Consider the following 17,313-nt stretch of genomic DNA (forward strand, 5'->3'; position numbering starts at 1 on the left):
CTCGATGACCTCACTGGGCCGCGTCGCCGGCCGCCTGCTCCCACCGGTCGCCGTGCCGCACCTGGTGGGTGAGGCGGCCCGGAACGCCGGCACGACAGCGGTGAGGTTGGCCCGTGCCTCCGGCCTGACCCGCCGTCGCGTCTGGTCCCGGCCCGGTCGGCACCACATCGAGGTGCACGGCGTCTGCCAGGACGGCGGCGACACCCTCGCCCGGCAGGTCGAGGCGGCACTGGAACGGATGCCCGGGGTGGTCTGGGCCCGTGTCAACGCGCCCTCGGGCCGGGTCGTCGTCGCCGTCGGGGAGCCCGAGCCGCGACTGCGCGACCTGATCGCCACGGTCGCCCGTACCGAGCAGGTCTGTCCGCACGAGCCGGATCCCGACGTCCCGCCGCCGCACCCCCCGGAGGAGGGCCCCCGGACGCCGCGCACCCTGGGCGCGCTCGTCTCCGACGCGCTCGGCCTGACCATCTCCGCCGCCACCCGGATCCTGCCGTTGACCCCGGTCCCGGGTGAGGTCGCCGGCCTGCTCGGCGCCATCGACCTGCACCCCCGGCTGCACGCGCTGACCAACCGGGGGATGCGCGCGGATCCCCGCGCCGACCTGATCTTCCCGCTCGCGCAGGCGGTCGTGCAGGGTCTCACCGGCGGCTGGTCCGGGATCGTGCTGGACGGCGCCCAGCGGGTCGTGCAATGGGGTGAGGCGCGATCGCAGCTACGGGCGTGGGCGAAGGCGGAACCCCGCCTGACCGGTCACCCGGACCGGGCGGTCGCCCGCAACCCCGACGGTGACCGGCCCCGACCGAAGCCCGACGGGCCGGTCGAGACGTACTCCATGCGGATCCTGGCCGCCGGCGCGGCGGCCGCGGCGGCCGCGCTGCCGCTGGTGGGCGGGAAGCGGGCCGCCTCGGTCGGTCTTTCCGCCCTGCCGAAGGCGCCCGTGTCCGGGCGGGAGGGGTACGCCGCGCAGCTCGGCAACGTGCTGGCCCGGCGGGGCGTGATCGCCATGGACCGCGGCGTGCTGCGCGAACTGGACCGGGTGGACACGCTGGTGCTGGACACCGCCGTTCTCGATTCCGGCCGGGCGGTGCTCGCCGACCTGGCACCGCTGGACGGCGCCGACGCCGGTGAGGTGGCCGCCCGGGCCTTCGCCCTGTTCGACCCGGACGCCCCGGACGATGGCCGGCAGGCCGACGGCTGGCGGCTCGGCCCGATCGACTCACTCGACGCCGAGGACCCCGGGGACACGCCGGAGAGCGCCCGCCTGCGCGCGGCCGGCGGCCGGGTGCTGGGCCTCGCCCGCGCCGGCCGCCTGACGGCGGTGCTGCGGGCCGAGACGGAGGCGGCCCCGGGCGCGGACGTGCTGCCCACCGCCGCCCGGCAGGCCGGCCTGCGCCTGGTGGTCGCCGGCACGGACACCGACCGGTACGGCTTCGCCGACACGGTCCTGCCGGGAGGCACCGACCTGGTCCGGACGGTCCGGCACCTGCAACGCGAGGGCGCGGTGGTGATGCTGGCCAGCAGCGACCGGTCCGCGCTCGCGGCGGCCGACTGCGGGCTCGGGGTGGCCGCACCGGAGGACCCACCGCCGTGGGGCGCGCACCTGCTCGTCGGCCCCGATCCCCGGGTGGCCGCGCTGGTCGTGGAGGCCGCCGGGGTGGCCCGGCGGATGACCGCCCAGAACATCCGGCTCGCCCTGGCCGGCACCGGCCTCGGCGCGCTGTCCGCGTTCACCGTCGACACCGAGCAGTTGCCGGGCCGCGCCCTCGCCTCGGTGAACGGGGCCGGCGCGCTGGCCTTCGCCCACGGCGTGTGGCGGGCACACCGCCTGCCCGACCCGACCACCACACCGCTTCCGCGTGCCGCCCTTCCGTGGCACCTGATGCCGGTGTCGACCGTGCTCGACCACCTGCGCAGCGGGCCGGACGGACTCGACACCGCCGAGGCGGCCCGCCGGCGGGGCACCACCCGAGGCGACCAGCTCGGGTCGTCCGGCCTGCTCCGGGCGTTCCTCGACGAGCTGGCCAACCCGCTGACCCCGGTCCTCGCCGCCGGCGCCGTGCTGTCCGCGTCGTTCGGGTCCCCCGTCGACGCCGCCCTGGTCGGTGGGGTGGTCGGCGGGTCGGCCCTGATCGGCGCGGTGCACGAGCACAACACCGAGCGGGCGCTGGCCGAGCTCCTGTCCCGCTCGGCGGTCACCGCGCGGGTCCGCCGGGACGGCGGTGAGCAGCTGATGGCCGCCGAGGACCTGGTGCCCGGCGACGTGGTCCTGTTGGGGGCCGGGGACGCCGTACCGGCCGACTGCCGGGTCCTGGAGGCCACCGGCCTGGAGGCCGACGAGTCCTCCCTGACCGGCGAGTCGCTGCCGGTGGGCAAGACCGTGGACCCGGTCTCGGCGTCGGACGTGGCCGAGCGCCGCTCGATGCTGTACGAGGGCACGACGGTGGCCGCCGGACACGCCGTGGCCGTGGTGGTCGCCACCGGCGCCGACACCGAGGCGGGCCGGAGCATGGCGCTGGCCCGGCACGCCGCGCCCAGCAGTGGTGTGGAGGCCCGGCTGGGCGGGCTGACCAGCAAGTCCATCCCGCTGGCGATCGGGGCGGCCGTGGCGGTCGCCGGAGCCGGACTGGCCCGGGGCGTACCGCTGGCGGAGACGGCCGCGACCGCCTCGAACCTGGCTGTCGCCTCGGTGCCCGAAGGGCTGCCGTTCCTGGTCAGCGCCGCGCAGTTGGCCGCCGCCCGGCGGCTCGCCGAACACGGGGCGCTGGTCCGCAATCCGCGCACCATCGAGGCCCTGGGCCGGGTGGACGTCCTCTGCTTCGACAAGACCGGGACCTTGACCGAGGGCCGTCTCGTGCTCTCCGGCGTCGGCGACGGCGACCGGTACGCGACCGTCGACCAGCTCGACGAGCGCCTGCGCACCGTCCTGGCGGTGGCGTTGCGGGCCACCCCCGGCGCCGACGACCCGGAGGACCTGCCGGAACAGACCGACCGGGCGGTACGCCGGGCGGCGCGGGAGGTCGGTGCGGTGGAGCAGACCGGGGCGGCAGCGTGGCAGCAGGTGAACGTGATGCCGTTCGAGCCGTCCCGCGGCTACCACGCCACGGTCGGCACCTGCGACGGCGGGCTGTTGCTCAGCCTGAAGGGCGCACCCGAGACCGTGCTGCCCCGCTGCGTCAACCGGCGCACCGAACGGGGTGTGGTGCCGGTGGACGACGCCGGGCGGCAGGAGCTGCACCGGGAACTGGACCGGCACGCCGGCGCCGGGCAGCGCGTCCTCGCCATCGCCGAACGTACCGTCGACGACGAGTCGATCACCGACGACGCCGTGCACGGCCTGACGTTCGTCGGCATCCTCGCGCTCGGCGACGGGATCCGGGCCAGCGCGGCCCCGGCCGTGGCGGACATCCGACGGGCCGGCGTGCACACCATCATGATCACCGGCGACCACCCGGCCACCGCCGAGGCGATCGCCTCGGTGATCAGCGACGGGGACGGCCAGCGGGTGGTCAACGCCGCCGACCTCGACGACCTGGACGACGAGGCGCTCGGGGAGCGGCTGGTCACCACCGACGTGGTGGCCCGGTGCACACCCGCCCACAAGGTCCGGATCATCCAGGCGTTGCAGGCGTGCGGCCGGACGGTCGCGATGACCGGGGACGGCGCGAACGACGCTCCCGCCATCCGGCTCGCCGACGTGGGTATCGCCCTCGGTCAGCGGGGCACCCCCGCCGCGCGGGCCGCCGCCGACCTGGTGGTGATGGACGACCGGCTGGAGACCATCATCGCCACGCTGGTCGAGGGCCGGGCCATGTGGTCGTCGGTCCGGCACGCGCTGAGCATCCTCGTCGGCGGCAACCTCGGGGAGATCGCGTTCAGCATCGTCACCGCCGCCGCGACCGGCCGCTCCGCCCTGAACGGTCGCCAACTGCTGCTGGTCAACCTGCTCACCGATCTGGCGCCCGCCCTGGCCATCGCGGTCCGGCCACCCCGGCCCGAACACAGCGAGAACCTGCTGCGCGAGGGACCCGACACGTCCCTCGGCGCAACCCTGGACCGGGAGATCGCGCTGCGCGCCACGTCGACCGCGCTCGGCGCGACCGCCGGCTGGATGCTGGCCCGCTGGACCGGCCGGGAGCGGCGGGCCGCCACCGTCGCCCTGGTGTCCCTGGTCGGCACCCAGCTCGGCCAGACCCTGCTGGCCGGTGGCGCGACTCCGGGCGTCCTGCTCTCGACCGCCGGCTCGGTGGGTGTGCTCGTGGCCGTCGTGCAGACCCCGGGGCTCAGCCACTTCTTCGGCTGCACCCCGCTGGGCCCGGTGGGCTGGTCCATCGCCACCGGCACGGCGCTGGGCGCCACCGTCGCCAACAGCGGCATCACCCGGCTGGTCGAACGACTGCCCCAGCCGCCGACGCCCGGCGCCGACCTGCTGGGCCGCCTGCACCTGTGGCCGAGGCACGACGAGTCGTCCCCGGACGGGGGCGATCCCGCCCGCGCCGAGCACGAGGACCGCCCGACCGGGGACCGCCCGACCGAGGCGCCGCGCCGCGCGTGACCGTACGCGCCGCATGGTCTCCCCGATCACGGGTACGGATCGGTGACGGAGGTGAGGTCTGTGACGGAGCAGGCGGATGTGACGTTCATCGGTACCGCGACCACGGTGCTGCGGCTCGGCGGGTTCACCCTGCTCACCGACCCGAACTTCCTGCACCGCGGCGAGCGGGCGTACCTGGGCAAGGGTCTGTGGTCGCGGCGGCGCACGGACCCGGCGCTGGAGATCGCGCAGCTGCCCGCGCTGGACGCGGTGGTCCTGTCCCACCTGCACGGCGACCACTTCGACCGGGTGGCGCGCCGCGAGCTGGACCGCGGCCTGCCCGTCGTCACCACACCCGCCGCCGGCCGGAAGCTCCGCCGCTGGGGCTTCCGTGCCGCCGAGGGGCTGCCCACCTGGCAGTCGACCGAGCTGCACCGCGGCGGCGCCACGTTGCGGCTCACCTCGATGCCGGGCAAGCACGGGCCCGGGGCGTTGGACCTGCTGCTGCCCGACGTGATGGGCACCATGATCGACCTGGAGCGCGGTGGCGAGCGGCTGTTCCGCCTCTACGTCACCGGGGACACCCTGCACCGGCCGCTGCTCGCCGACATTCCCCGCCGGTACCCGGACATCGACGCGATGCTCATCCACCTCGGCGGCACGAAGATCGCCGGCATCCTGCTCACCATGGACGACCGGCAGGGCGCGGACCTGGTGGAGCTGATCCGGCCGAAGCTCACCGTGCCGATCCACTACGACGACTATCCGGTGTTCCGCTCCCCGCTGGGCGACTTCGTCGCCGAGGCCCGGCGGCGGGGAATCGCGGCGTCGGTCCGCACCGTCGCCCGCGGCGAGACGATCTCCCTACGGGAGTAAGGAAGGGCCCCCTGTTAACGCCTGGCGTTGTACAGGGGGCCCTTCTTAACTAACTGACTGGCGCGGGGTGTCAGCTGCGCTCGGAGATGGCCTCGATGAGGTCGCCCACCGGACGCTCGGGCAGGGAGCGGGCCACGTCGGCCACGGCCACGATGCCGACGAGCTCGTGCCCGTCGATCACCGGCAGCCGGCGTACCTGGTGCTGGCCCATCGTCCGCAGGATCTCGGCCGCGTCGTCGTCCGCGCCGATGGTCACGGCCTCGCCCTGGGCCAGCTCACCGGCGGTGACACCGGCCGGGTCACGGCCCTCGGCGATGACCTTCACGACGATGTCGCGGTCGGTCAGCATGCCCTTCAGCCGGTTGTCGTCCCCACAGATCGGCAGCGCGCCGACGCCCAGCTGGGCCATCTGCTTCGCGGCCGTCCGAAGGTCGTCCTGCTCACGGATGCAGGTCACGTCGTTCGTCATGATCTCGCGTGCGGTCGGCATGGGGATGCACCTCACTTTCGGGGGGTTGTTGCTGTTCTCCTACCCCCGTCGCCCCGGGCCATGCACGCGGCGTCCAGCTCAGGAGGCGGGACGCCAGGTCGCGGCGGCGCGGCGCAGCCGGTCGTTGATCGCCCGGCCCACGCCCACCTCCGGCACCGGCTCGACCAGGATCTCGTCGACCCCACTGCCGTCCAGCTCGTGCAGCGCCTCGAAGAGACGCGCCGCCGCCTCCGTGAGGTCACCGGCCGGGGAGAGCACCTCGACCGCCGCCCAGGTGCCCGCCGGGCGGTCCCGGAACGCCAGGAACCCCCGCCGACCGCCGCCAGCCGCCGCCGGCTCCGCGTCGGACACCAACCGCAGCGGCGTACGCGGCGCGTAGTGCGCGGCCAACGTTCCCGGCGCGACGGGCTGACCGGAACTGCCCGGGCGTACGGTCACCGGGCCCACCGCCTCCTCCAACGCCTCCAGGGGCAGCGCGCCGAGGCGCAGCACGACCGGCCGCCCACCCCGGGCGTCCACGATGGTCGACTCGATCCCGCAGCGCGTCGGGCCACCGTCGAGCACCACGTCCACGGCGGCGCCCAGCCCCCGTACGACATGCTCCGCCCGGGTCGGACTGAGCTGGCCGAACCGGTTGGCGCTCGGCGCCGCCACCGGCACCCCGGCCGCCGCGATCAGCGCCCGCGCCTGCTCGTGGTCCGGCACCCGTACCGCCATCGTGTCCAGGCCGGACGTCACGATCGGCGGCACCGCCGCCGGCCGGTCCACGATCAACGTCAGTGGTCCGGGCCAGAACCGCTCGGCCAGGGCGGCCACCGCCGGCCGCAGCACGCCGACCAGCTTCTCCAGCTCGGCCGTGTCGGCCAGGTGGGTGATCAACGGATCGAAGCTCGGCCGGGCCTTCGCCTCGAAGATCCGGGCCGCCGCCCGGGCGTCCAACGCGTTCGCCCCCAGGCCGTAGACGGTCTCGGTGGGAAACGCCACCAACCCGCCGGTACGCAGGACGGACGCCGCCTCGGCGATGCCGCTGTCGGCCGGGAGTACGCGCGGGGCTCCGGTGCTCACCCTCCGACGCTAGCCTGCCCGCCGCGCCGTACCGCGCCCGGCCACACGGAACGTGACCCGGAACCGGTGACCGTCGGGGGACAGTGGCGTCACGCTGAGCGCTGTACCGTCACGGTCCATGGAGCTGCTGCCGATGATCGCGGCCGAGCGCCGCGACCTCGCCGACCTGATCACCTCGCTGAGCCCCGAGCAGCTGGCGACCCGTAGCCTGTGCGGCTCCTGGACGGTCCACGAGGTCGCCGCTCACCTCGTCACCCCGTTCGCCACCCGGCCCGCCGCGATGATCCCGGTGCTGCTGCGCAGTGGCTTCCGGCTGCACGCGGCGAACGCCCGCCTCGCGCGGCTCATCGCCCGTCGGCCTCCCGCGGAACTGGCGGCCCTGCTGCGCGCCAACGCGGAGAACCGGTTCTCCGCGCCGATCGTCGGCCACGAGGGGCAGCTCACCGACCTCCAGGTGCACGGGCAGGACATCCGCCGCCCGCTCGGCCTGCCGTACACCCCGCACCCGGACCGGCTGCGCGCCACGCTGGACTTCCTCGTCAGCCGCCGCTCGATCGCCTTCGGCCGCCGCAGCCGCCTGCGCGGCCTCCGCTTCGAGGCGTCCGACCTGGGGTGGTCCTCCGGCACCGGCCCGGCGGTCCGGGGTACGGGTGAGGCGCTGATGCTCGCGCTGACCGGCCGGCGGATCGTGCTCCCCGAGCTGACCGGCGACGGAGCGACGGTGTTGCGCGACCGCCTCTCCCACTGAGCACGGTCGCCGTCCCGGTCACGGGTAGACGCTCCGCACCGCGGCGACGAACCCGTCGAGCTCCGGCCCTGCGCCGGTCGCCGTCGGGAACAGGGCCAGGCGCAGGTCGTACGTCAGCTCGAGCTGGACGCCGGCGCCGTCGGCGTCCTTGTTCACGAAGTTGGCGGTCGACAGGCCGGCGATGTCGTCGGGCGCCGGTTCGGCCTGGAAGCCCCGGGCCCGCAGAGCGGCCGTCAGCGCGGCTCCCTTGACGGTGTCCCTTCCGCCCACGTAGACGATCCTGCCGGGCTTGGCCGTGCCGTGGATCGACAGCGCGTGGGGACGCTGACGGATCAGGATCAGACACTCCTCGACGTCCCAGTTCGTGCTCGTGACATGCAGTCGCGGGTAGTTGCCGGTGGGAAGCTTGCCCTTGAAGTGGCATTCGGTGTGCGTGCCCGCGGCGACGGCGGTCGCGATCTCGCTGGTCCGCAACTCGATCGAGCCACCGTGCGGAGCGACCACGATCAGCGGCGACTCGGTGATCTTCCAGCTCAGCTCCCACCCCGCCTGCGGCTCGACCTTCCGCAGGGCGGTCATCGACGGGTACTCCGCCACGTCCACCTCGGCGGCGGACGGCTGCGGCGGTGCCTCACCAGCCCGTGTCAGCCCGTAGCCGGCGGCCAACGCGACCGGCACGGCGAGAGCGCTGAGGATCCACTGCGTACGGCCGTTCACGGCTCTCCTGTCCGGCGCGCGGGGCGGGCGCCTGCGCCTGCGGTGGGAGCCATGGTCTCAGAGGGCGCTCCTCGGCGGTGTCCCGGCGACCGGCGCGTGCGTCGCTGTTCGCCACTGTGGACGGGCAGCGCGTCGGCCTGAACCGTGGTAGACGTCAGCCATGCGAACGACCTTCGTTCTGCTGACGAGCCCCTTCCTCGGTCCGTCGGTCTGGGAGACGGTCACGTCGGTGCTCGGGGCATGGTGAACCGGTCCTGGTCCCGCACAGCAACGCCGGCCTGTATGTCCCGGCACTCGTCGCCGCACGGCCCGTACGGGCGGTCGTGTTCCTGGACGCCGTGCTGCCCCCGGCGGACGGTCGCATCCCGGTCGCGCCGGAACGGCTGCGGGCGACACTCCGGAGCCGCGTCGGTGCCGACGGTCTGCTGCCCCACTGGACCGAGTGGTGGCCGGACGCCGAGGTCGCCGCGCTCTTCCCGGATCCGCGGACCCGGCGTCGGGTCGAGGCTGACCAGCGCCGGGTGCCCTGGGACTATCTGACCGCCGACGTGGTCGTTCCCCCCGGCTGGGACTCGGTCCCCGCCGGCTACGTGGCCTTCGGCACGACGTACGCCGACGAACTCCGGCGTGCGGCGGACCGTGGGTGGCCGGTGCGGCGCCTGGACGGTCGCCATCTCCACATGACGTGTGATCCGGAGGCCGTCGCTTCCACACTGGTCGAGGTCGCCACCCTCCTGCAACGGGGTTGAGCGGTCACCACGCGTGTTGGTACATTCGGCGGAGTCGGATCCGCACCGTCGATCCAGGTGTCGGGGCAGGCTCAGCCACTCGCCCCGCTGGTCACGCGCAAGATCCCCACCAACGTGTTGGAGGGTCTTGCCATGGACGAATCTCGACCGGTGACGGACGCCCCGAGCATCGGGGGCGTTCATCTGCTGACCGCCGTCACGCCCTGCAAGGACGAAGGTTGCAGTCCGACAGGTCTCGTGGGTCGGCGCGTGGCGCGGCAGTTGCTCACCGCCGGTCACCGCGTACGCGTACTCGCCGAGCCGGACGAGACCAGCGACTGGCCGGACGGTGTCGACGTGGTCGAGGGCTCGGTCGTTCGTCCCTTGGAGCATCCGGAGGCATTCGCCGGCGTGGAGGGGGTCTTCCTCGCCGGTGCCCATCCCTCGACGGTCCCGGACGTGCTTGCACTCGCCCGCGACGCCGGGATCCGGCGGATCGTCCTCCTGTCGTCCCACGGTCCGGAGTACGAGCAGCGGAATCCGCCGGAGACGTGGTTCTGGCTGGCGATCGAGAAGGCCGTGGAACGCTCCGGAATCGCCTGGACCCACATCCGGCCCTCGGCCGTCATGGGATCGATGTTCAGCGGCACCTATCCCGCGACGGGTTCGGACTGGCCGATCTCCATCCGAGCCGAGGCGGCCGTTCGGGAAGCATTCCTCGGCACCGGCCACTATCCGTTCATCCACGAGGACGATCTCGCCGCGGTCGCGGTCGCCGCGCTGCGCAGTGACCGCTACACCGGGACCATCCTCGAAGCGGTCGGCCTGCCACTGAGCACGCGCTCCCGGATCGGGAGCATCGCGAGGGCCATCGGTCGTACCATCGACGGCGTCGAACTGACGCCCGCCGAGAGCCGGGCGGTCTGGCGACGTGACGGCTGGCCCGACGGTGCGATCGACGTGACGCTGTACGCCCTTGAGGAATACGGCACCCGGCTCGACGAACTCACCGAATGGACCCGCACGCAGCGGCCTTCCGTGCGGGACATCATCGGTCGCCCACTGCGCACCTACGACGACTGGGCGGTGGAGAACGCAGATCGGTTCCGCTGACCCCGAAGGAGAAGCAGGGATGTCGACAGAACCCACGCCGGGCCTCGCCCCCGAGCACGCAAGACCCCGCCATACCGAGGACGACCCGATCGTGATGACGATCGACGGGCAGACGTTCCGCATTCGTCAGCGTGCTGAGGAACCCGGCACCTACGACTTCGACTGGCTCACCGGACCGCACGACTACGGCTTCGGACTCAGCAGGTACGACGGCTCGGCGATGACCCGGCTCGACATGGAGGAGGCGATCCGCAATTTCCTCGCGGAGATCGACCCCGCCACCGGGTACCTGAGGGAGTAGCTGAGCGGCACGGCCTCGTCACGGGTAAGGCCGCGAACCGCCTACCCGGGATGAAATCGAGTGGAAGGTACGGCCTTTCATAGCTACCGTCCCGGCTCACGGCTCCGACGAGGGACAGGTAGGTACGTGGACATGACCGACGCTGGCACCACGCTGCTCTGGCGGCCCACCGGGCCGGCGGAGCTGGAGCTCTGGGTGCCCGCCGAGGAGCTGGACGAGTTCAACACCCACATCGTGGGGCTGATCGACGTGGTCCACGAGTTCCGCTGATCCCGATCGACGCAGCAGCACCCGGGTGAGACCAGATCCAATCAGCCGGGCATGGTGCCGACCGGCTTCACGACGGCGGTCGGCTCGGATCGGTCCCACCCGCTGGCTGGCCGTGCCGACGCCGCCGCAGTGCCACGGCCGCCACTCCGGCGGCGAAGACCGCGAGCATCGCCCCGGCCGCACCGGCCGCGAACCACCAGCGGCTCGACATCTGCTCACGAGCGGATGCGGCCGCGGCAGACGTCGGGATCGCCGGGGTGGCGGACGGTGTGGCCGGGAACTCGCGGATCCCCGCGCACAGCCCGGTGGCGCCGCCGTTCGAATTCACCCGGTACCGGATGCCCACGCGGAAGTCGTATCCGCAGCTCGCCTCGCTGCGCGACACACGCAGCCTGAGCGTCTCCCCCGGCCCGGAGCTGCCCTTCTCGACGGTGTCGACCGCGAGTTGCACCCCGTTGTCCGTCACCTGCGTGACGGTACCGACGACGATGCGATCGGCGTGCTCGTCCAGCTCGGTCGGGTTCAACGGTACGCAGGAGCAGGCCCAGGCAGGACCTGCCGGTGGAACGACCAGGACGACACTGAGGCCGAGCGCGGTCAGGGCGACGGCAAGGGCGGCACGCAGCTTCATGCCCTCATTGACGGATCCGCGTGCCCGGGGGTTCCTTCCGCCGTCATCTCTTCGCCGCGTTCGTGGTTCGCCCGGCATCGCTGTCGTCCGCCGACTTAGGCGGCATGGAAGCTCCTGTCGGCGGCGAAGGGGCGGCCGTCGCCGAAGATCAGCTTCGCGAAGCGTTCGCCCATGAGGCGGTGGGTGGCGGCGTCTGGGTGCAGCCGGTCCGGGAGCGGGAGGTCGATCGAGTCGACCTCGCCGTACAGGTCGAGTCCGTCCAGGTAGTGCAGGTGCGGATCGGTGGCGGTGCGTTGCCGCACGATGCGGGCCAACTCGTCGCGGATCACCCGCAGCGTCAGCTTCCCGACGGCCCGTTCGGCGGGATCGCCGGTGGCCGTGAACTTCACCTGCCCCGTGCGCAGGGCATCGAGGTCGAAGGTGCCGGGACCGGGGGTGTCCTCGTGGATCGGGCAGTGGATCGGAGAGACGACGAGCAGGGGAGTGGTGGGATGCCCGTCGCGGATGGTGTCGATAAGGCCGTGCACAGCCGGTGTGAAGGCACGCAGCCGCATGAGGTCGGTGTTCACCAGGTTGATGCCGATCTTGACGCTGATCACGTCGGCCGGGGTGTCACGCATGGTGCGGGCGGTGAACGGGTCGAGCAGGGCACTGCCGCCGAATCCCAGGTTGATCAGCTCCACCCCGGCGCGGGCGGCCACGAGCGCCGGCCACGTGGCGGACGGGCTCGCGGCGTCGGACCCTTGGCTGATCGAGCTGCCGTGGTGCAACCACAGCGGCCGCCCGTCGCCGATCACCGGCGCGACCGGGGCGTCGGTGCGCAGGGCGACGAGCTCGGTGGCCTCGTTGTGCGGCAGCCAGATCTCGACGTCCTTGTCGGTGTCGGGCAGGCCGGTGAAGGACACGGTACCTACCGATCCGGCGCGGTGATCGGTGGTTCCGGCGGCCATGTCGATGATCAGGGTGTCACCGCCGGACACGCTGCCCTGACCGGTCAGGCGGCCGTCGACGAGCAGGTCGTACACCCCGATCGGGCGGGCCGGTAGACCGACATAGACCCGCCGGGTGGGCCGGACGTCGAGCTCGACGGCCGTGGCACGGGTGCGGACGCTGATTCGTACACCCGAGGGCTGAGCCTCGACCATGGCCAGCTGCGGGTCGGGGTTCTGCGCCCGGGCCCAGGCCGGGAGCCGGTGCGGCCGCAGGCCGTGCTCCGTGCGTTCCACCTCGCTGGCGCCGCGCACGAGCTCGGCGGTAATGGGTGTGGTGATCCAGGTGTTCATGACGTCACCTCAGGGTCGAAGGGGCGCGGGTCACTCCCCAGGCCAGGCGCGCAGCAGGGGTCGAGCGCGTCCATGACGCGTGTCCATGACTGCTGCGAGTCGGGTCGGCTGTGGTCGAAGCCACCGGCCAGTTCAAGGCTGATGCAGCCGTGGAAGGTGCTGCCGACCAGCCGGACGGCATGGGTCTGGTCGGGCTCGCCCAGGTGGTAGCCGCGCAGGATCGCCCGCATCATCCCCGAGTGCCGAGGCCCGGCGCTGGCGGCCGCGGTCTGCGGGTCGAGCCGCATGCGCGGCGTCATTGGCTCGGTCCTGAGCTCAGCGGCGGAACGTGCCAGCAAGACGACCATCCGGCCGCAAGATCATGACTGGCCCGTGCCCGGCTTGTGCCCGTTGATCTTGCGGCGAGGAATCGCCTGGTCAAAGGCGATACTAGTGGAGCCCAGGGGACTCGAACCCCTAACCCCTGCCTTGCAAAGATCAAGACTCCTGTCGACCGGCGTCGGTCACTGCGGCTGGCCTGCCGACCTCGTCGCCTTGCGTCGGTCCGAGCGCAGGGTCGTCGACCGGCTTGGCTGTACGGTTGGCTGTACTGGTTGCTGGGCCAGCAGCGGCTGTTAGCCGCGGTAGTCCTCGAACTCCCATAGACCAATCCGGCCGACCTTTTCAGCGAGTTCGGTCCGGCTGGTCGCTTCGACGTTCCCGATCAGCTTGCGCAAGGCTGCCTCGACGGGCACCAGCGAGAACTCTGCCACGAACAGCCAGTGCCGCCCCGCCAGGAAGGGCTGCCGGACCAGTAGGTCGGCCAGAGCGGCAGGGGTGCATGCAGTCACCTGGTACTGCTCCTCACCTGGTTCGCCTACGACGCCGACGTACACCTCGACCAGTTGCAGGGTGTTCCGGGGATCGAAGGATTGGTCGGATTCCATGTCGGGGAACCGGACGTGTCGCACTTCCGCACGCATGGGGGCAAGCTACCGCCCGGCCGCACCGACGACACGCGGATTATGAGATCAAGATGGGCGAGGGGGCGAGCTGCCCGGATGGGCTCCTAGCAGCGGAAAAACCTCTCGACGCCTCACACCGCTTCCTCGCTGTCCATCGACTTCTTGCGGACCAGTTGCGGACTGGTCATGTCGGGAGGCGGACTCCTGCCGACCCCTCGTCGCCGCTGGGCGGTTCACTCAACGCGACGGCAAGTCGGTTGCGGACTTCGCCAACGGTGAACTCCCAACCAACCAGCCGCGCTCCGGTCCAGTTAATGCCGACAAGGAAGCCGTCACGTGCCAGGTCCGGCAGTTCCCTGCTCTGCCACTGCTCCAGCGACATCGACTCGGCCCGCAGACCATGTCCCCATGTCTCGGCCGCCCGCTGGGCGCGAGCGAGTGTCGACCAGTACGGAGCGGCCCGCTTGCCGTTGGAGGTCATTGGGGCGGGGCTGCCCGCGTCATCGCGGACGAACCAGACGACTCGGTTACGAGCGACCTCACGAAAGAAGGCTGCCGCCTGAGATCCGCTCTGGCTCATGAGTTGGTGACGGTAGCAGCGCAACGACGTGTAAGCCCGTCCCCCTGCCTGAAAGCCCATCTCCGCCGTGAGTCCGCACATCGTGGAACGGGCCTGCTCCCCGGTGTCTACACAACGATCCACCGTGTTGACACCAGGGAGCAGGTCTGTTCGGCTTCGCCCGGACTCATGGTGGAGATGGGCGGCCCCATCTCTGTCGAAGATCCCCGCCGGAGGCATCGGTTCCGGGCACTTGGCGCAGTCTGCAATCGGCCGGCGCGCCGGCCGATGCCGGCGCTTGCGCCGCCAGCAGGCCGAGCGCGGCCGGCGCGGCCCGCTTGCGGGCCGCCTTGACCGGTTGACGCCTCGGGACGTGCAGCGGTTCCTCACCGGGCTGCGCGGCAAGCTCGCGCCAGCCAGCATCATCAAAGTGCACGCCGTCCTGCGCGTCGCCCTGGCCGACGCCGAGCGGATGGACCTGGTGCCGCGCAACGTCGCCAAGGCGGCCAAGCCTCCGGCCCTCGGCCGGGCCGAGCGGCGCGCGCTCACGCCCGAGGAAGCCAAGACGCTGCTATAGGTGCTGACCGGGGACCGCCTGGAATCGCTGTTCGTCCTGGCGCTGGTGACCGGGCTGCGGCGGGCGGAGCTGTTGGGCCTGCGGTGGTCGGATGTCGACCTGTCGGGGAAGGCGCTGTTCGTTCGGCAGACGCTCCAGCGGACGGAGCGCGGGATGGAGTTCGTACCGCCGAAGACGCACCGGTCGAGTCGTCCGCTGCCGCTGTCGGCGCTGGCTGTCCGGGTGTTGGAGTCGCAGCGGGTACGTCAGGCCAAGGAGCGGCTCGCCGCTGGTGAGGTGTGGTCGGATCACGGCTTGGTCTTCGCCAGCACGATCGGCACTCCGATGGAGCCGCGAAACGTCAACCGGCGCTTCGAGCAGCTGCGGGCGGCGGCCGGACTGGACTGGCTGCACCTGCACGACCTGCGGCACGCCTTCGCCACGTTCCTGCTCGACCAGGGCGAGGAGCTGCGCACGGTGATGGAGCTGCTCAGGCACTCCACGATCCGGATGACGGCCGACACCTACGGGCACGTCCTGCCGGCGCGGGCACGTCAGGCTGCCTCAGCCATTGACCGAATCCTGGGCGAGGAGGGGACGGCGTGACCGCTTGGCTGTACTCGGACCCGAGATCAACCGGTGGAAGTGCTGGTGGAGCCCAGGGGACTCGAACCCCTAACCCCTGCCTTGCAAAGATCAAGACCGCTGTCGGTCCGAGTCGGTGACCGTAGCTGACCTGCTCGGCTTGTCGGTTGCCGTCGCTCGTGACCCACGTCTGTCGGCCGCCTTGGCTGTACCGGTGGCTGTACAGCCAAGAGCTCTCGTGCCCTTGCGTCCGCTCCCCCTTTCGCTTCATGATCCGCTCACCGCGAACGTGGAGGAGCACATGGGCACCTGGGGTGACGGTCCTTTTGACAACGACACTGCCGCCGACTGGTGCGGTGACCTCCACGATGCCGATCCGTCTGCACGCGCGGCAACGGTTCGTGCTGCCCTAACAACGGCAGCACTCCACACCGGTTACCTCGACCATGACGATGCCGTCTCGGCCATCGCTGCGGCGGCGATCGTGGCGTCTCAGATGCCCGGCGGAGAACCGATAACCTCGCCGTACGCGCCGGACTTCCTGCTTGCTGGCGAATCCCTTGACCTGGACGACGACCTGCCGCAGCTGGCCGTCGAGGCACTTGACCGGGTCCTCAGCGACGACTCGGAGTGGCGGAGCCTATGGGGCGAGGCGGGCGTGAGTGAGTTCCCGCAGATCAACAAGCTCCGTAAAGTGCTGTCCGGTCCGCCTGAACTGCCCGGTCAGATCGCACTGTTGTAGCTGGCCACACCCACACATGCGCGGCCGGGATTAGAAGAAGATCGCGGGTGGCTGGTCGGGTGGGGATATCCCTGGCCAGGCCGTCCGCCGTCGTCCGTTGGTGTCGGCGGCTGGCGGCCGTCTTGGCTGTACCGATGGCTGTACAGTTGATCTATGGCAGCGGCCGAGGAAAGGAATGCGGAACGCTTTCGCGATCCAAAGTCTTGGCTGCGCGGCTTGGCTGCTGGCGAGATCTTCGTTCGTTGCCCACGTTGTGCCGGGCGGGCTTCGGTCCTTCCTGATCCTGAATCGGCCGGCAGCTCCCGGTATCATGTCTGGCTGCGCCGTCGGCTCAGTTGCCTCGGGTGCGCGTATACGGATCTCTGGGAGGCTCCTCGCCTCCTACACAACGCGCGCGCATTGCCTGAGTTCTCTGGTCCGAATGACCCGTACTTTGGTCTACCCCTCTGGCTCTCGAACGAGTGCCGTGGGCGAGTGCTCTGGGCGTACAACGCGGAGCACCTAGACCTGTTAGAGGCGTACGTGTCCGCTCGGTTGCGGGAACGGGGCCGGGACATGGGAAGCCAGACCCTGGTTGAGCGCCTGCCCGCGTGGATCAAGGATGGCAAGCACCGCGCCGATGTGCTGGACGCAATAGGGCAGCTCCGGGCGCTACTTGCCTGACCGCCGGCTAACCGGCAGAAGTTGCAAGCAACGGCGCGGGCAGTGGTGGAGCGGATCTCCTCGTCGGGCAGTCTCCGACCTTCCAGCCTCCCCGGACGGGGACAAGGTGGAGCGCCTCACCAGCCGAACGACCTTGGCCCCGTCCGGGGAGGCTGGTAGCCCTTGTGGTGCCCGGCGAGGTGATCCGCCCGAGATCTCTGAGGAGGGCCGGGGTTCGGGGCGGAGCCCCGAGGTCTTCATGGGCTGGCAATCCCGAAGCGTGGCCGGCCGGCCCGGCCGATGCCGGCCGGAGGTCGCCAGCAGGCCGGGGCCGGGCCGGCGCGGCCCGCTTTGCGGGCCGCCTTGACCAGGGCGAGGAACTGCGCACAGTGATGGAGCTGCTTGGGCACTCCACGATCCGGATGACGGCCGACACCTACGGGCACGTCCTGCCGGCGCGGGCACGTCAGGCTGCCTCAGCCATTGACCGAATCCTGGGCGAGGAGGGGACGGCGTGACCGCTTGGCTGTAC

The 17,313-nt window shown here is 71.8% G+C and carries 18 protein-coding genes; 10 read left to right on the top strand and 8 right to left on the bottom strand.

The window, feature by feature from the left end:
- The first annotated feature begins 4 nt into the window (after positions 1–4).
- Positions 5–4,552, top strand: a complete 4,548-nt coding sequence (locus ACTMSW_RS21955) for an HAD-IC family P-type ATPase (RefSeq protein ID WP_441182542.1) — start codon at positions 5–7, stop codon at positions 4,550–4,552.
- Positions 4,553–4,612: 60 nt separating this feature from the next.
- On the top strand, positions 4,613–5,407 hold the full coding sequence (locus ACTMSW_RS21960) for an MBL fold metallo-hydrolase (protein ID WP_441182543.1): 795 nt from the start codon (positions 4,613–4,615) through the stop codon (positions 5,405–5,407).
- A gap of 70 nt (positions 5,408–5,477) precedes the next feature.
- On the opposite strand, the gene ACTMSW_RS21965 is transcribed toward ACTMSW_RS21960, so the two are convergent.
- Together ACTMSW_RS21965 and ACTMSW_RS21970 are read right to left on the bottom strand one after the other, a co-directional pair.
- Positions 5,478–5,897, bottom strand: a complete 420-nt coding sequence (locus tag ACTMSW_RS21965; RefSeq protein ID WP_441182544.1) for a CBS domain-containing protein — start codon at positions 5,895–5,897, stop codon at positions 5,478–5,480.
- A gap of 78 nt (positions 5,898–5,975) precedes the next feature.
- Complete coding sequence (locus tag ACTMSW_RS21970) at positions 5,976–6,962, bottom strand: L-threonylcarbamoyladenylate synthase (RefSeq protein ID WP_441182545.1); 987 nt, start codon at positions 6,960–6,962, stop codon at positions 5,976–5,978.
- A 118-nt stretch (positions 6,963–7,080) separates the two neighbouring features.
- On the opposite strand from ACTMSW_RS21970, the gene ACTMSW_RS21975 reads away from it, so the two are divergent.
- Positions 7,081–7,710 carry a maleylpyruvate isomerase family mycothiol-dependent enzyme gene (locus ACTMSW_RS21975; protein ID WP_441182546.1) on the top strand — a complete coding sequence of 210 codons (630 nt, stop codon included), beginning with the start codon at positions 7,081–7,083 and terminating at the stop codon, positions 7,708–7,710.
- 18 nt (positions 7,711–7,728) lie between these two features.
- On the opposite strand, the gene ACTMSW_RS21980 is transcribed toward ACTMSW_RS21975, so the two are convergent.
- Positions 7,729–8,427: a poly-gamma-glutamate hydrolase family protein gene (locus ACTMSW_RS21980; protein ID WP_441182547.1), complete on the bottom strand. Its 699-nt coding sequence runs from the start codon at positions 8,425–8,427 to the stop codon at positions 7,729–7,731.
- 323 nt (positions 8,428–8,750) lie between these two features.
- On the opposite strand from ACTMSW_RS21980, the gene ACTMSW_RS21985 reads away from it, so the two are divergent.
- The 4 genes from ACTMSW_RS21985 (at position 8,751) to ACTMSW_RS22000 (ending at position 10,839) form a co-directional block, all read left to right on the top strand.
- A complete protein-coding gene (locus ACTMSW_RS21985; RefSeq protein ID WP_441182548.1) occupies positions 8,751–9,176 on the top strand; it encodes a hypothetical protein in 426 nt (141 codons plus the stop codon).
- A gap of 132 nt (positions 9,177–9,308) precedes the next feature.
- Positions 9,309–10,268, top strand: a complete 960-nt coding sequence (locus ACTMSW_RS21990; RefSeq protein ID WP_441182571.1) for an SDR family oxidoreductase — start codon at positions 9,309–9,311, stop codon at positions 10,266–10,268.
- 19 nt (positions 10,269–10,287) lie between these two features.
- Positions 10,288–10,569, top strand: a complete 282-nt coding sequence (locus ACTMSW_RS21995; RefSeq protein WP_441182549.1) for a hypothetical protein — start codon at positions 10,288–10,290, stop codon at positions 10,567–10,569.
- A 132-nt stretch (positions 10,570–10,701) separates the two neighbouring features.
- Entirely contained in the window at positions 10,702–10,839 is a 138-nt protein-coding gene (locus ACTMSW_RS22000) for a hypothetical protein (protein ID WP_441182573.1), read from the top strand.
- A 67-nt stretch (positions 10,840–10,906) separates the two neighbouring features.
- Here ACTMSW_RS22000 and ACTMSW_RS22005 read toward each other — a convergent pair whose 3' ends face one another.
- From ACTMSW_RS22005 to ACTMSW_RS22025, 5 genes are all read right to left on the bottom strand, one after another.
- Positions 10,907–11,470, bottom strand: coding sequence for a hypothetical protein (locus ACTMSW_RS22005; protein ID WP_441182550.1), 564 nt, complete (start codon positions 11,468–11,470; stop codon positions 10,907–10,909).
- A gap of 95 nt (positions 11,471–11,565) precedes the next feature.
- Positions 11,566–12,753 carry a GDSL-type esterase/lipase family protein gene (locus ACTMSW_RS22010; RefSeq protein ID WP_441182551.1) on the bottom strand — a complete coding sequence of 396 codons (1,188 nt, stop codon included), beginning with the start codon at positions 12,751–12,753 and terminating at the stop codon, positions 11,566–11,568.
- Complete coding sequence (locus ACTMSW_RS22015; RefSeq protein WP_441182552.1) at positions 12,750–13,052, bottom strand: TetR-like C-terminal domain-containing protein; 303 nt, start codon at positions 13,050–13,052, stop codon at positions 12,750–12,752. Before ACTMSW_RS22015 ends, ACTMSW_RS22010 begins: the two co-directional genes overlap by 4 nt.
- A gap of 315 nt (positions 13,053–13,367) precedes the next feature.
- Positions 13,368–13,715 (bottom strand): Imm8 family immunity protein, encoded by a 348-nt coding sequence (locus tag ACTMSW_RS22020; protein ID WP_441182553.1) that lies wholly within the window; start codon positions 13,713–13,715, stop codon positions 13,368–13,370.
- Between the two features lie 166 nt (positions 13,716–13,881).
- Entirely contained in the window at positions 13,882–14,277 is a 396-nt protein-coding gene (locus ACTMSW_RS22025; RefSeq protein ID WP_441182554.1) for a DUF2750 domain-containing protein, read from the bottom strand.
- A gap of 337 nt (positions 14,278–14,614) precedes the next feature.
- Between ACTMSW_RS22025 and ACTMSW_RS22030 the strand changes: the two genes are divergently transcribed.
- The 3 genes from ACTMSW_RS22030 (at position 14,615) to ACTMSW_RS22040 (ending at position 16,139) form a co-directional block, all read left to right on the top strand.
- Positions 14,615–14,833, top strand: a complete 219-nt coding sequence (locus tag ACTMSW_RS22030) for a hypothetical protein (protein WP_441182555.1) — start codon at positions 14,615–14,617, stop codon at positions 14,831–14,833.
- Entirely contained in the window at positions 14,834–15,418 is a 585-nt protein-coding gene (locus tag ACTMSW_RS22035; protein ID WP_441182556.1) for a tyrosine-type recombinase/integrase, read from the top strand.
- A gap of 280 nt (positions 15,419–15,698) precedes the next feature.
- Positions 15,699–16,139, top strand: coding sequence for a DUF4259 domain-containing protein (locus ACTMSW_RS22040; RefSeq protein WP_441182557.1), 441 nt, complete (start codon positions 15,699–15,701; stop codon positions 16,137–16,139).
- Positions 16,140–17,313: the final 1,174 nt, after the last annotated feature.

It is taken from the genome of Micromonospora sp. BQ11 (assembly GCF_052068135.1).
Lineage (GTDB): Bacteria > Actinomycetota > Actinomycetes > Mycobacteriales > Micromonosporaceae > Micromonospora.

Excerpts from the sequence above, each read along its gene's own strand:
- ACTMSW_RS21955 (WP_441182542.1), top strand. The coding sequence starts at position 5 with ATGACCTCACTGGGCCGCGTCGCCGGCCGCCTGCTCCCACCGGTCGCC.
- ACTMSW_RS21965 (WP_441182544.1), bottom strand. The coding sequence starts at position 5,897 with ATGCCGACCGCACGCGAGATCATGACGAACGACGTGACCTGCATCCGT.
- ACTMSW_RS21975 (WP_441182546.1), top strand. The coding sequence starts at position 7,081 with ATGGAGCTGCTGCCGATGATCGCGGCCGAGCGCCGCGACCTCGCCGAC.
- ACTMSW_RS21990 (WP_441182571.1), top strand. The coding sequence starts at position 9,309 with ATGGACGAATCTCGACCGGTGACGGACGCCCCGAGCATCGGGGGCGTT.
- ACTMSW_RS21995 (WP_441182549.1), top strand. The coding sequence starts at position 10,288 with ATGTCGACAGAACCCACGCCGGGCCTCGCCCCCGAGCACGCAAGACCC.
- ACTMSW_RS22000 (WP_441182573.1), top strand. The coding sequence starts at position 10,702 with ATGACCGACGCTGGCACCACGCTGCTCTGGCGGCCCACCGGGCCGGCG.
- ACTMSW_RS22005 (WP_441182550.1), bottom strand. The coding sequence starts at position 11,470 with ATGAAGCTGCGTGCCGCCCTTGCCGTCGCCCTGACCGCGCTCGGCCTC.
- ACTMSW_RS22010 (WP_441182551.1), bottom strand. The coding sequence starts at position 12,753 with ATGAACACCTGGATCACCACACCCATTACCGCCGAGCTCGTGCGCGGC.
- ACTMSW_RS22015 (WP_441182552.1), bottom strand. The coding sequence starts at position 13,052 with ATGACGCCGCGCATGCGGCTCGACCCGCAGACCGCGGCCGCCAGCGCC.
- ACTMSW_RS22020 (WP_441182553.1), bottom strand. The coding sequence starts at position 13,715 with ATGCGTGCGGAAGTGCGACACGTCCGGTTCCCCGACATGGAATCCGAC.
- ACTMSW_RS22025 (WP_441182554.1), bottom strand. The coding sequence starts at position 14,277 with ATGAGCCAGAGCGGATCTCAGGCGGCAGCCTTCTTTCGTGAGGTCGCT.
- ACTMSW_RS22040 (WP_441182557.1), top strand. The coding sequence starts at position 15,699 with ATGGGCACCTGGGGTGACGGTCCTTTTGACAACGACACTGCCGCCGAC.